This window comes from Scandinavium lactucae, assembly GCF_033843265.1.
GTDB lineage: Bacteria > Pseudomonadota > Gammaproteobacteria > Enterobacterales > Enterobacteriaceae > Scandinavium > Scandinavium lactucae.
The window spans coordinates 83,345-95,704 of the sequence record NZ_JAWXRD010000038.1 but is presented as its reverse complement, the minus strand read 5'-3'; the positions used below and the strand labels follow the sequence as shown (position 1 = coordinate 95,704).

Sequence of the window (12,360 nt, the reverse complement as noted above, 5' to 3'; positions counted from 1 at the left end):
GAATGGCGAAAGGATTTTTTACGGCGCTAACGGCCGCCGTCGTTTTACTGGCAGCCGGATGCCAGGCAAAAGAGCCACCGACCCAAGTCGTCTATCGTTTTGATGACCATCGTTATCTGGAGCTGAAAGGCTGGGACTGCGAAGGCGAACTCTGGTACACGGATACGAAGCGAGGAATTCACACGCAGCCTGCAAGTCAGTTTTATCGAATTTTTACACGTAAATATATTCATCCATCTGAGAAATATATAGCCATTACAAATTGGGGAGCTGACGGTTTCATTGTTTCTAAAGACTACGGTCAGACATGGTCAGATGCACTTTACTCCCCTTCAGGTAATGAGCCTAATGGGGACAATTATGGCCCTTACGATGACGTTCTTTCCTTCACCGTCGTCAACGACCAGGGATTTTTACAGACCAAACACCGGCTGTATATGTCGTCCAAACCGTTTGGTGATCCGCGTCTGACTCCTGGCGGCCCAGGACTTACTTACACTGCATCAGATGGCGCAGTACATCACATAGATCCCCGCTCGCCTGGCTGGGCGTGGGGCATGGTGTATATGACTAAGCAAGGGCTGCAAGAAACCACTGAACAATTTAAAACTAATTGGCAGGAGCAACCAGACAAGGTGCCAGAAGTTAAGGGTTACACCGGTTGGGACCACATGCGCTGCGATATGGATGCAGGACGATAAGGAGATAAAAACACATGAACGGAGTTATACGTCTTAACGACCCGCTGATAAGCGGCGGAAAAGTAATCACAGCATCAGGTGCAGAGTTCATGGGGATCCCCGTTGTGCTGAAGGGCGATCAGGTCCAATGCCCGGCACATAAGGGCACGTTTGCTATTAAGCAGTGTCACGCCACATGGACAATGTACGGCCGGGGCGTGGTGGTAGATGGCTGTAAAGCAGATTGTGGGTGTGCGATAAAAAGTACGCTACCGGTGGCGGGAGCCGTATGATGAAATGGTGGTTATTCAATGAACAAGATGAGCCGAACCGCTCTGACTTTCCGGCGCTACAGGTGGTCATTTTTACGCTTATCGTCGTTATCATCTGTGTCGTAATCCGGGCATTGACGTGGCCGGGTGATAAACACGTTGATTCTACTTTTTTTTCGCAATCTATAGCCCTTCCTGCGACGATCTGTTTAGCGCTAGGTTCTTTCTGCATGACCGCAATAAGTTCTAACCGGCATTACGACGAATGCCGGTTAGAGATTGCAAAAAAACGGAAAAATGAGCTCAAGATTTACGCCAACCACAACGTCATTATTGCGGGCTGGTCGGCACTCACTCCCATGGAAGAACTGGCCCTGAGTATGCTCAAACTTGAGGGGGAGTTTCCGCTGGCCCCCAAAACGCCGCTAAAAATTCCCCGCCAAGAAGATTTTGAATTTACCGCCAATGAACAGCTGTTCTACCGACTGTTAACTCCCTTGCTTGAAAAGTTGAAAGCCTCAAATTACCCATCGTTTGAGACGGCACTGTGGGTGCGGGGGGGGGATGCGTCGTGTGCTGAAGATTTGCGGCGAACGTTCGAACGACTGGGGCTGGAATCTGACAGAATTGAATATTTGCCGGAGTGTCCGGATTATTCCCTGATCAATGACTGGATAGACAAGGCACGTGGCTATGTGTTTAACCGGTTGCTGGTCATCGTGGATATGCACGACGAAGAGGGCGATTCCAAATCAATGGAAAACGCCTCTGCTCTGCTGCTGACCAATAACCACGGGAAAATGGAGGGTGAGAAGCCGGTGTACCTTTATCGGCCAATAACCCGCATCACAGACCTCGAAATAACCCTGCCAGTCTATTTGCAAGTAAAGCCTGTCAGTGCGCCGAAAACACTCTGGTACACCGGTCTGTCAAAAGTTGAAAAATACCCGCTCATGCAGGGGCTCGACGAGGCTAAGCTGGTGGCGAACCGGCTGGAGCTGGAAACGTCATTCGGGGACACATCGGCGGGATATCGCTGGCTGGCGTTAGCGCTGGCGGCAGATGCAGTCAAATACGCCCAGGGGGACCAGTTAATTGCTGCGTCTGATAGCAATCGGTTAGATATCATCCCGCTGTCATCACGTCTAACAGATCCATCCCTAGAATCTCTATTTGTGGATTATGCTCAGCCCTGGCATTGGTCAGGGTTAATGGGGATGTTTATTGCGTTCGCCTTAGTATATGGCCCCACAGCTTTTACTGATGCAGCAGCCAAAAGTGACGAGTCAGGTGAAATGGCTTTATTCTTTCTTATCACGCCGATTGTGGTTTTTTTGGGTTTAGGGATAGCGTTAACGCGGTATATCAGTACAAAAGCCTCTGAACATATGGGGGGTTATTAATGGACAGTCTGACCCGATAACCTCAACTATTGCTGGTTATTACCATGCTGATTTTTGACATTAAAAGTGAAGAAGGCCGCAATGTTATCCATTACGGCCTTCTTTATTAATGCTTAACCGACAAACACTACGCCGAAGCGAGGTTTTTAGGGCTAAAGCAGAGGATTACTTCTTCGGCTCGGCCACTACATAACTTCCCACGCCGCGGTTGTTGTATTCCCACATGCGGTTGAAGTTAGTGTCATTCAGGTTACGTTCGATCTCGTCTTTGTCGTTCTTGGCACCGGTGTTGCCGCTGAACGGACGGTTAGAGATGGCGGCATCGGCCCACGGTTTGGCGGTATTGAAGCCTTCATTGATCGCGCTATCGCGGATAACGACCTGACCATTGGTGTTACCGTCGATGTCCAGCGAACGACCGAGCTGCGCCACGCCGTCACCGGCTGCGTTGAAGCGGCTGTTGGTGGCGAGGAAACCGTAGAACAGGTTGGACTGCGTCGCAGGGGCGAACACGTACGCTTCTTTCTGGGTGCGAGAGTTCACGACCTGGAAGTTTGTGTTATCAAACACCACCGCGCCACGACCAGAAACGATATCTACATCGCCTTCGAGGTAGCTGTTGGTTACCAGGGTGCGGGTGATACGGTCGTTCTGCATCGCGTTCTTCACGCCGCTGTTGGTCACGAGGAAGGTGTTCTGACGACCGAGGATATTGACGTTATTCAACTGCACCTGGTCACCATCGCTACGCAGGGCAACGGCCTGATGCGTACCGGCGTCAACGCTATCACCGAGGTTATTGGCGATAGTCATGTTCTGTAACTGCAGACCGTTGTTCTGCGACCAGAAGACCGCAGAACACATCACGCCCACGGTGGCGGTGCGCTTGCTCTGGCAGGTGTCAAACATGTACCACGCCGGTTTGCCCGGCATGTATTTGCCCGCCGGGTTAACCAGTCGACGCCAGGTATTCGGGTCGATTTCAGAATCGATGGCTTCACCGATTTTCACATCAGACGCTTTGTCACCGGTGCCGTAAAGGGTCACGCTGCCTGGGGCCGCAGGGACATACACGGTGCCCTGATATTCACCCGGCATCACGGCGATATAAACGCGTGAGCTGCTGTGACGATTAATAGCGGCATCAACGGCAGCCTGAATGGTGGTATGAGTCACGCCCGCCGTGCCCGCCGGGCCCACCACGAAATCAGGTTTCGCCGGAGTCGCGATAGCAGAAGGCGACCACGGGGCCGCATTCGGGGCCATCGTGGTGAAATAGCGCGCCTGCACGAAGTTTTTGGCTTCGCCAGCGGTCAGGATAGGGCGAGAAGACGTCCCCGGCGCGGCCTGGGTAGATGGCTGCTGATCGGGTGGCGTTGAGCTACAGGCGGTCAGCGCCACGCCAAAGGCGAGTGCCAGCGCCAGACGGGAAACCGAGAATGTGTTCATGGTGCTCCAGGCTGATTTAAATGGAAAGTGTCCTTAAAACCAGACTTTTTATACTAAGTTGAGCGAAACGGGAAGCAGAGCCGTAAAAAAGAGGGTAGCGAACCGTCACCCGCGCGCGCTGAATATCACAAAAAAGCAACATATCCCGCCGGAAGGTTGACATCCTCGTCGTTGCTATCAATAAATGTCTATACAACCCATGACAAGTTACCCATGACAAGTGACGTGACCATGCCTGAACATGCTGATACCGACGTAATCTGGCATAACGCCCGGATTGCGACCTTCGATCCGAATCAACCCCAACCCTACGGTTTACTGGAACATCACGCCATTATCGTGCGCGACGGGCGGATTGCTGAAGTTGTGCCTGACGCCTCGCTCGGGGCAAAAAAGGGCACACGCATTGACCTGCAAGGGCGACTGGTGACGCCGGGGCTGGTCGACTGCCATACCCATCTGGTGTTTGGCGGCAACCGGGCCGCCGAATGGGAACAGCGGTTGAACGGCGTGTCCTATCAGACCATCAGCGCCAACGGCGGCGGGATTAATGCCACCGTGCAGGCCACCCGCGCGGCCAGCGAAGCTGAGCTGTTAATGCTGGCGCAGGCGCGGCTTGAGCGGCTGATGCGTGAAGGGGTGACCACCGTGGAGGTGAAGTCGGGCTACGGTCTGGATGCGGCAAATGAAAGCAAAATGCTGCGTGTTGCCCAGCAGCTGGCCGAGAACAATGCCGTTGAAATCAGCTCCACCCTACTGGCGGCACATGCAGTCCCAACGGAATATAAAGGCCGCGCTGACGACTATATCACTCTGGTCTGTGAAACCATCCTGCCGACGCTCTGGGAGCAAGGGCTATTCGAAGCTGTCGATGCCTTCTGCGAAAACGTCGGTTTCACGCCGGAACAAACTGAACGCGTGTTCTGTGCCGCGCAGGTGCTGAACATTCCGGTGAAAGGTCATGTGGAGCAGCTTTCATCGCTGGGCGGGGCGCAGCTGGTCAGCCACTATCAAGGGCTTTCCGCCGATCATATTGAATATCTGAATGAAGAGGGCGTGGCGGCGATGGCCGACAGCGGCACGGTTGCGGTGCTGTTACCCGGCGCATTTTATTTCCTTAACGAAACGCAAAAGCCGCCGGTGGACGCATTGCGTCGCCACGGCGTACCGATGGCCGTCGCGACCGATTACAATCCGGGCACCAGTCCGTTTGCCAGTCTGCATCTGGCGATGAACATGGCCTGCGTAAAATTTGGCCTGACGCCGGAAGAAGCCTGGACAGGCGTTACCCGCCACGCGGCACGTGCGCTGGGGCGGCAGGACACCCACGGGCAGCTGGCGGCCGGTTTCGTGGCCGATTTCGCCATCTGGGATGCGCAACATCCGGTGGAAATGGTGTATGAGCCAGGGCGCAACCCGCTGTGGCAGCGTGTCTTTCGCGGCGAGGTGAGTCAATGAACCTGTGGCAACCGACGGCCCCGGAATGCTGGACCGGGCGCGACGACAGCGCCGAATCCCCCACGGCAAAACGTCTTTTTCAGACCATCACGGTAAGTCGCGACTTTGCCCCCGCGTCGCATCATGGGAAAATAGCCCTGCTGGGTTTTGCCTGCGATGAAGGCGTGAAGCGCAATCTGGGGCGGCCTGGCGCGCAACAGGGGCCAGATGCGTTGCGCAAAGCGCTAGCAAACATGGCGAGCCATCAGGGCCATCAGCGGTTGGTGGATGTTGGCAACGTGCATGCCGAACCCGATCAACTGGAAGCCGCGCAGCAGGCACTGCACGATGCGGTGCTAGCCTGCCAGCGGGCGCAGATGAAAACCCTGGTGTTGGGTGGGGGGCACGAAACTGCCTGGGGCCATGGTTCCGGGGTGCTGGATGCGTTTCCTGATGAGAGCGTCGCCATCGTCAATCTGGATGCGCACCTTGATTTACGCCATGCCGCAGTCGCGACGTCGGGCACGCCATTCCGCCAGCTGGCGCTGCACTGTGAAAGTCAGGGGCGCAGTTTTAATTACACCTGTTATGGTGCCAGCCGCGCGGCTAACACCCAGGCATTGTGGCAGGAAGCGCACGACCGCAAGGTCACGGTGTTTGAAGATTTAACCCTCCTGGACCCGCTCACGTCGCAGTGGCAGGCCGATGTCCAGCGGGTCATTGCTGAACATGACCGAATCTATTTAACCATCGATCTGGACGTGCTCCCGGCCTGGGAAATGCCTGCCGTATCGGCCCCTGCGGCATTGGGCGTTCCACTGGCAATTTTGTTGCGGATAGTGATGCCGCTGTGTCAGAGTGGCAAACTGCAGGCGGTTGATATGGTTGAATTCAACCCGCACTATGACAGAGACGGACAGGGTGCCCGCACCGCGGCCAGACTGGCCTGGCAAATTGTTGATTGCTGGCATGCGTGACAGCACCCGGACTATGAAAGGACGACACATGTATTCACCGCGACCCGGCGCTCCCGCGCCGTTCTATGAGAAGATCAAACGCGTCATCAGCGACAACATTGCCGCCGGGATCTGGCGTCCGCATGACCGTATACCGTCGGAGGCGGAGCTGGTGGCGCAGTTTGGTTTCAGCCGCATGACCATCAACCGCGCCCTACGCGAACTCACCGATGAAGGCCTGCTGGTGCGATTGCAGGGCGTTGGCACCTTCGTGGCCGAGCCAAAAGGGCAGTCGGCGCTGTTTGAAGTCCACAGCATTGCTGATGAAATCGCCGCGCGTCAGCATCAACACCGCTGCGAAGTGCTGCTACTTGAAGAAGTGAAAGCCGATAAGCAGCAGGCCCAGGCGCTGGGCGTGGCGGAAGGCACCCGCATTTTCCATTCGCTGATGGTGCATTTTGAAAACGATGTGCCGGTACAGATTGAAGATCGCTGCGTCAATGCCACCGTGGTGCCCGAATATCTGCAACAGGATTACACCGCTACCACCGCGCACGATTATCTGTCGCTGATTGCCCCGCTCACCGAGGGCGAGCATATCGTCGAAGCGGTGAAGGCCAGCGCCGAAGAGTGTCGTTTGCTCAGCATTCACGAACACGATCCGTGCCTGTTGATTCGCCGCCGCACCTGGTCGCGCTCGACCATCGTTTCCCACGCCCGCCTGATTTTCCCCGGCACACGCTATCGTTTACAGGGCCACTTTGGTTCATAACGCTCATGGCGTCAGCAAAAGCGTGATTGCTGACGCAAGATAACAAAAATGTATCTGAATTGTTAAATCCTGGCTTGCGAATGATTGTATAGACAAGTATATGTTTCTTGTCTTCATCGTATCCGTCAGGAGTTTTACCGATGTCTCAGAACAAATACCGTCCGCAGGAAATCCGTGCCCCACGTGGCACCACCCTCACCGCCAAAAGCTGGCTGACCGAAGCCCCATTGCGCATGTTAATGAACAACCTTGACCCGGACGTGGCGGAAAATCCGCATGAGCTGGTGGTCTATGGCGGCATTGGGCGGGCGGCGCGTAACTGGGATTGCTACGATGCCATCGTCGAATCCCTGACGCAGCTCGAAAATGATGAAACCCTGTTAGTGCAGTCTGGCAAGCCGGTGGGCGTGTTTAAAACGCACGAAAACGCGCCGCGCGTGCTGATTGCCAACTCGAACCTTGTCCCGCACTGGGCGACCTGGGAGCACTTCAACGAACTCGATGCTAAAGGGCTGGCGATGTACGGCCAGATGACCGCCGGGAGCTGGATTTACATCGGCAGTCAGGGCATCGTGCAGGGTACCTATGAAACCTTCGTCGAAGCCGGACGTCAGCACTATGACGGTAACCTGCAAGGGCGCTGGGTACTGACCGCCGGGCTGGGTGGCATGGGCGGGGCACAGCCGCTGGCCGCCACGCTGGCAGGCGCGTGTTCGTTGGTAATTGAGTGCCAGCAAAGCCGCATCGATTTCCGTCTGCGTACTCGTTATATCGACGAGCAGGCCGATTCCCTCGACGACGCGCTGACCCGCATCAAAAAATACACCGCAGAAGGCCGCGCGGTTTCCGTGGCGCTGTGTGCGAACGCTGCCGACATTCTGCCTGAACTGGTTAAACGCGGCGTGCGCCCGGACATGGTCACCGACCAGACCAGCGCCCATGACCCGCTGCACGGTTATTTGCCGCAGGGCTGGAGCTGGGAGCACTATCAGCAGCAGGCGGAAAGCGATCCGCAGGGCACGGTTAAAGCCGCCAAACAGTCGATGGCAGAACATGTCAGCGCCATGCTGGCCTTCAATGAAATGGGCGTACCCACCTTTGATTACGGCAACAACATCCGTCAGATGGCGAAAGAGATGGGCGTCAGCAACGCCTTCGATTTCCCGGGCTTCGTTCCGGCCTATATCCGTCCGTTGTTCTGTCGCGGTATCGGCCCGTTCCGTTGGGTGGCGCTCTCCGGCGACCCGGAAGATATCTACAAAACTGATGCCAAAGTGAAAGAGATTGTCAGCGACGATAAACATCTGCACCGCTGGCTGGACATGGCTCGGGAGCGGATCAGCTTCCAGGGCTTACCGGCGCGAATCTGCTGGGTAGGTCTTGAATGGCGGCAAAAACTCGGCCTGGCGTTCAATGAAATGGTGCGTTCAGGCGAAGTCTCTGCTCCGATTGTGATTGGTCGCGATCATCTGGATTCTGGCTCCGTCGCCAGCCCTAACCGTGAAACGGAAGCGATGCGCGACGGCTCAGATGCGGTATCCGACTGGCCATTGCTTAACGCTCTGCTCAACACCGCCAGCGGTGCCACCTGGGTGTCACTGCATCACGGCGGTGGCGTGGGAATGGGCTTTTCACAACATGCCGGAATGGTTATTGTCTGCGACGGCACCGACGAGGCCGCGGCGCGAATCGCCCGCGTGCTGCATAACGATCCGGCCACAGGCGTTATGCGCCATGCCGACGCAGGCTACGAAATCGCGGTAGAATGCGCCGCTGAACAAGGACTGAATTTACCGATGATCGCTGCAACCCAGGGGCAGAAAAAATGAGCACACTGAACATCATTCCGGGTCAGTTGACCCTTGCCCAACTGCTGAACGTTTATCGCCAGCCGCAGACCCTGACCCTCGATGACAGCGCCATTCCTGGCATCAATGCCAGCGTTGCTTGCGTGAACGCGATTATGGCCGAAGGGCGCACCGCCTACGGGATCAACACCGGGTTTGGTCTGCTGGCCTCGACCCGCATCGCCACTGACGATCTGGAAAATCTCCAACGTTCGCTGGTGCTTTCACACGCCGCGGGCGTGGGCGAAGCCCTCGACGATGCGATGGTCCGCCTGATTATGGTCCTGAAAATTAACAGCCTGGCGCGCGGTTTTTCCGGCATCCGCCTGAGCGTGATTCAGGCCCTGATGAAGCTGGTGAACCACGAAGTCTACCCGTGTATTCCGGCCAAAGGCTCCGTCGGCGCGTCCGGCGATTTGGCCCCGCTGGCGCACATGTCGCTGACGTTGCTCGGTGAGGGTAAAGCCCGCTGGCAGGGAGAATGGCTCCCGGCCAAAGAGGCGTTGAAAAAAGCCGGGCTTGAGCCACTGACGCTGGCGGCGAAAGAGGGGCTGGCGCTGCTGAACGGCACCCAGGCCTCCACGGCTTTCGCCCTGCGCGGGCTGTTTGAAGCCGAAGAACTGTTCCATTCGGCGGTGATCTGCGGGGCGCTGACTACCGAAGCCGCACTCGGGTCTCGTCGTCCGTTCGATGCGCGTATTCATGAGGCGCGCGGCCAGCGTGGTCAAATTGACGCTGCGGCGCTGTATCGTCAGGTGCTGACCGATTCCAGCGCGGTGTCCCAGTCTCACGCCAAATGCAGCAAGGTGCAGGACCCTTACTCCTTGCGCTGTCAGCCGCAGGTGATGGGCGCGTGCCTGACCCAACTGCGTCAGGCCAAAGAGGTGCTGCTCACCGAAGCAAACGCGGTGTCCGACAACCCGCTGGTGTTTGCAGATGAAAACGAGGTGATTTCCGGGGGCAACTTCCACGCTGAACCGGTGGCGATGGCGGCCGATAATATCGCGCTGGCGATTGCCGAAATCGGTTCGTTGGCCGAACGTCGGATTGCGCTCCTGATGGACAGCCACATGTCGCAGCTGCCGCCATTCCTTGTGAAAAACGGTGGGGTAAACTCCGGCTTTATGATTGCGCAGGTCACCGCCGCCGCACTGGCGAGTGAGAACAAAGCGCTGGCACATCCGCACAGCGTCGACAGTCTGCCGACATCGGCTAACCAGGAAGACCACGTGTCGATGGCCCCGGCGGCCGGACGTCGCCTGTGGGAAATGGCGGCCAACACCCGCGGCGTGATTGCGGTGGAATGGTTAGCGGCGGTGCAGGGCATTGATATGCGCGAGGGGCTGACCACCAGTCCGTTGCTGGAACAGGCGCGTCATCTGCTGCGTGAGAAGGTGTCGCACTATGTGCAGGACCGGTTCTTCGCGCCAGATATCGAGGCCGCGATGGCGATGCTGGGTGAAGGGCAGTTGCAGAAGCTGGTGCCATCAGTACTTTAATGATCACCCGTGGAATTCTGTGGAACTGTTCCGTTCACCAGATGTTCGGCAGGTTCCGTAAACCATACAAAACGTGAACGTGATAAGGGGAGCACCATGCTCCCCTTATCAATCCCCGTGGCCCCGCAACAGAAATCGGTGCTTCGCACTGCCCGCTCTTCCAGCCCGCGATTTCAAGCGGGGACACGATCGGTGCCGATCCGAAAGACAGACACCACAGCCACAGCGCTCAGCTAAACATCGCCGTCACTGACGCGCTCGCCAGACTATGGAAATGCACATTAAAGCCAACCATCGCGCCGCTGGCGTTTTCATCCACCTCCAGTTTTTCCACGTCCAGGGCATGCACGGTAAAAATATAGCGGTGCGTTTCGCCCTTCGGTGGCGCTGCACCACCGTAGCCCGCTTTGCCAAAATCGGTCCGGGTCTGCAAGGCACCGTCTGGCAAATCGGCGATGCCGGAGCCTGCGCCCTGTGGCAGCACGCGGGTGCTGGCCGGTAAATTAACGACCACCCAATGCCACCAGCCGGAGCCGGTTGGGGCGTCCGGGTCATAGCAGGTCACCACAAAACTTTTGGTGCCAGACGGCACGTCATCCCAGGCCAGGTGCGGCGAAATATTATCCCCGTCGTAGCCCATGCCGTTGAAAACCTGACGGTGTGGCAGCTTGTCGCCATCCTTAAAATCCTGACTCAACAATTTCATCTTATAGCCTCTTTCAGGGTGCTGAATAATCACGAAGTTTAGCTCAGGAGGCAAAAAGCGTGTTGTCGTTGAGAGCGGCTTTTACCGCATCGGTCAGGCGTGTCAGCTGCGCAGGCGTGATGATATACGGTGGCATCAGATAGATAAGCTTGCCAAATGGACGGATCCATACCCCGCGCTCGACGAAGAATTTTTGCAGTCGTGCCATATTCACCGGCGCATGGGTTTCTACCACGCCAATGGCCCCCAAAATACGCACGTCGGCGACCAAAGGTGACTGGCGTGCGTCTGCCAGTTCGCGCGTCAACTGCGCTTCAATGTCCGCTACCTGCTGCTGCCAGTGGCCTTCTTCCAGCAGGGCCAGACTCTCAGCCGCGACCGCGCAGGCCAGCGGATTGCCCATAAACGTCGGGCCATGCATGAAGCAGCCCGCAGCCCCGTTGCTGATAGTATTCGCGACGTCACGGGTGGTGAGCGTGGCGGACAGGGTCATGGTGCCACCGGTCAGCGCCTTGCCAAGACACAGAATATCCGGGGCAATCCCCGCGTGTTCACAGGCGAAAAGCTTCCCGGTACGGCCAAAGCCAGTGGCGATTTCATCGGCGATCAGCAGAATGCCTTCGCGGTCGCACATCTTGCGCAACCGGCGCAGCCACTCCGGGTGGTACATCCGCATCCCGCCCGCGCCCTGTACCACGGGTTCGACGATAACCGCCGCTATCTCGCTGCGATGCGCCGCCATCAGGCGGGCAAACGGCACCATATCCCTCTCATCCCATTCGCCGTTAAAACGGCTTTGCGGGGCCGGAGCGAACAGGTTTTCCGGCAGATACCCTTGCCACAGACTGTGCATTGAGTTGTCTGGATCGCAGACCGACATCGCCCCGAAGGTATCGCCGTGATACCCATTGCGGAAGGTGAGAAAACGCTGACGCGGTTCGTCTTTGGCCTGCCAGTACTGCAACGCCATTTTCATCGCCACTTCGACCGCCACCGAACCCGAATCCGCGAGGAACACGCATTCCAGCGCTTCAGGCGTCATCGATACCAGCTTGCGACACAGCGCCACGGCAGAAGGGTGGGTTATCCCGCCAAACATCACGTGCGACATCTGCGCCATCTGTTGGGTCATTGCGGCGTTGAGGCGCGGGTGATTGTATCCGTGGATTGCCGCCCACCAGGACGACATACCGTCAACCAACGGCTCGCCAGAGGCCAGCGCCAGTTCGCAGCCGTGAGCGGCCACCACCGGGTAAACCGGTAACGGGGCGGTCATGGACGTGTAGGGGTGCCAGATATGGCGTTGATCGAAGGCGAGATCGTCCTGGGTCATAATCGA

At 57.1% G+C, this 12,360-nt stretch carries 11 protein-coding genes; 8 read left to right on the top strand and 3 right to left on the bottom strand.

What is annotated here, in order from left to right; all coding sequences use genetic code 11:
• The first annotated feature begins 2 nt into the window (after positions 1–2).
• The 3 genes from SIK69_RS17035 to SIK69_RS17025 are packed head-to-tail and all read left to right on the top strand — an operon-like array spanning position 3 to position 2,355.
• A complete protein-coding gene (locus SIK69_RS17035) occupies positions 3–701 on the top strand; it encodes a T6SS immunity protein Tli3 family protein (protein ID WP_319629425.1) in 699 nt (232 codons plus the stop codon).
• 14 nt (positions 702–715) lie between these two features.
• Positions 716–973 carry a PAAR domain-containing protein gene (locus SIK69_RS17030; protein WP_319786619.1) on the top strand — a complete coding sequence of 86 codons (258 nt, stop codon included), beginning with the start codon at positions 716–718 and terminating at the stop codon, positions 971–973.
• Positions 970–2,355 (top strand): KPHS_23130 family T6SS system protein, encoded by a 1,386-nt coding sequence (locus SIK69_RS17025; RefSeq protein ID WP_319629423.1) that lies wholly within the window; start codon positions 970–972, stop codon positions 2,353–2,355. The genes SIK69_RS17030 and SIK69_RS17025 overlap by 4 nt, the downstream gene beginning before the upstream one ends.
• A 165-nt stretch (positions 2,356–2,520) precedes the next feature.
• On the opposite strand, the gene SIK69_RS17020 is transcribed toward SIK69_RS17025, so the two are convergent.
• Positions 2,521–3,804, bottom strand: coding sequence for a putative acyl-CoA thioester hydrolase (locus SIK69_RS17020; protein WP_319629422.1), 1,284 nt, complete (start codon positions 3,802–3,804; stop codon positions 2,521–2,523).
• A 213-nt stretch (positions 3,805–4,017) separates the two neighbouring features.
• Here SIK69_RS17020 and hutI point away from each other — a divergent pair, with 213 nt between their 5' ends.
• The 5 genes from hutI to hutH all read left to right on the top strand — a co-directional run bounded on the left by hutI (position 4,018) and on the right by hutH (position 10,315).
• Positions 4,018–5,262, top strand: a complete 1,245-nt coding sequence (gene hutI / locus SIK69_RS17015; RefSeq protein ID WP_319629421.1) for an imidazolonepropionase — start codon at positions 4,018–4,020, stop codon at positions 5,260–5,262.
• Positions 5,259–6,218: a formimidoylglutamase gene (hutG, locus tag SIK69_RS17010; RefSeq protein WP_319786618.1), complete on the top strand. Its 960-nt coding sequence runs from the start codon at positions 5,259–5,261 to the stop codon at positions 6,216–6,218. The genes hutI and hutG overlap by 4 nt, the downstream gene beginning before the upstream one ends.
• A gap of 28 nt (positions 6,219–6,246) precedes the next feature.
• Positions 6,247–6,969 (top strand): histidine utilization repressor, encoded by a 723-nt coding sequence (locus tag SIK69_RS17005; RefSeq protein WP_319629419.1) that lies wholly within the window; start codon positions 6,247–6,249, stop codon positions 6,967–6,969.
• A gap of 140 nt (positions 6,970–7,109) precedes the next feature.
• Positions 7,110–8,798, top strand: coding sequence for a urocanate hydratase (gene hutU, locus SIK69_RS17000; RefSeq protein WP_319629418.1), 1,689 nt, complete (start codon positions 7,110–7,112; stop codon positions 8,796–8,798).
• Positions 8,795–10,315 carry a histidine ammonia-lyase gene (gene hutH / locus SIK69_RS16995; RefSeq protein ID WP_319786617.1) on the top strand — a complete coding sequence of 507 codons (1,521 nt, stop codon included), beginning with the start codon at positions 8,795–8,797 and terminating at the stop codon, positions 10,313–10,315. The genes hutU and hutH overlap by 4 nt, the downstream gene beginning before the upstream one ends.
• A 229-nt stretch (positions 10,316–10,544) precedes the next feature.
• On the opposite strand, the gene SIK69_RS16990 is transcribed toward hutH, so the two are convergent.
• Complete coding sequence (locus SIK69_RS16990) at positions 10,545–11,021, bottom strand: kinase inhibitor (protein ID WP_319629416.1); 477 nt, start codon at positions 11,019–11,021, stop codon at positions 10,545–10,547.
• Positions 11,022–11,064: 43 nt separating this feature from the next.
• Positions 11,065–12,354: an adenosylmethionine--8-amino-7-oxononanoate transaminase gene (bioA, locus tag SIK69_RS16985; RefSeq protein ID WP_319629415.1), complete on the bottom strand. Its 1,290-nt coding sequence runs from the start codon at positions 12,352–12,354 to the stop codon at positions 11,065–11,067.
• Between the last annotated feature and the right edge of the window lie 6 nt (positions 12,355–12,360).

Excerpts from the sequence above, each read along its gene's own strand:
- SIK69_RS17030 (WP_319786619.1), top strand. The coding sequence starts at position 716 with ATGAACGGAGTTATACGTCTTAACGACCCGCTGATAAGCGGCGGAAAA.
- bioA (WP_319629415.1), bottom strand. The coding sequence starts at position 12,354 with ATGACCCAGGACGATCTCGCCTTCGATCAACGCCATATCTGGCACCCC.
- hutG (WP_319786618.1), top strand. The coding sequence starts at position 5,259 with ATGAACCTGTGGCAACCGACGGCCCCGGAATGCTGGACCGGGCGCGAC.
- SIK69_RS17020 (WP_319629422.1), bottom strand. The coding sequence starts at position 3,804 with ATGAACACATTCTCGGTTTCCCGTCTGGCGCTGGCACTCGCCTTTGGC.
- hutU (WP_319629418.1), top strand. The coding sequence starts at position 7,110 with ATGTCTCAGAACAAATACCGTCCGCAGGAAATCCGTGCCCCACGTGGC.
- SIK69_RS17025 (WP_319629423.1), top strand. The coding sequence starts at position 970 with ATGATGAAATGGTGGTTATTCAATGAACAAGATGAGCCGAACCGCTCT.
- hutI (WP_319629421.1), top strand. The coding sequence starts at position 4,018 with ATGACAAGTGACGTGACCATGCCTGAACATGCTGATACCGACGTAATC.
- SIK69_RS17035 (WP_319629425.1), top strand. The coding sequence starts at position 3 with ATGGCGAAAGGATTTTTTACGGCGCTAACGGCCGCCGTCGTTTTACTG.
- SIK69_RS17005 (WP_319629419.1), top strand. The coding sequence starts at position 6,247 with ATGTATTCACCGCGACCCGGCGCTCCCGCGCCGTTCTATGAGAAGATC.
- hutH (WP_319786617.1), top strand. The coding sequence starts at position 8,795 with ATGAGCACACTGAACATCATTCCGGGTCAGTTGACCCTTGCCCAACTG.
- SIK69_RS16990 (WP_319629416.1), bottom strand. The coding sequence starts at position 11,021 with ATGAAATTGTTGAGTCAGGATTTTAAGGATGGCGACAAGCTGCCACAC.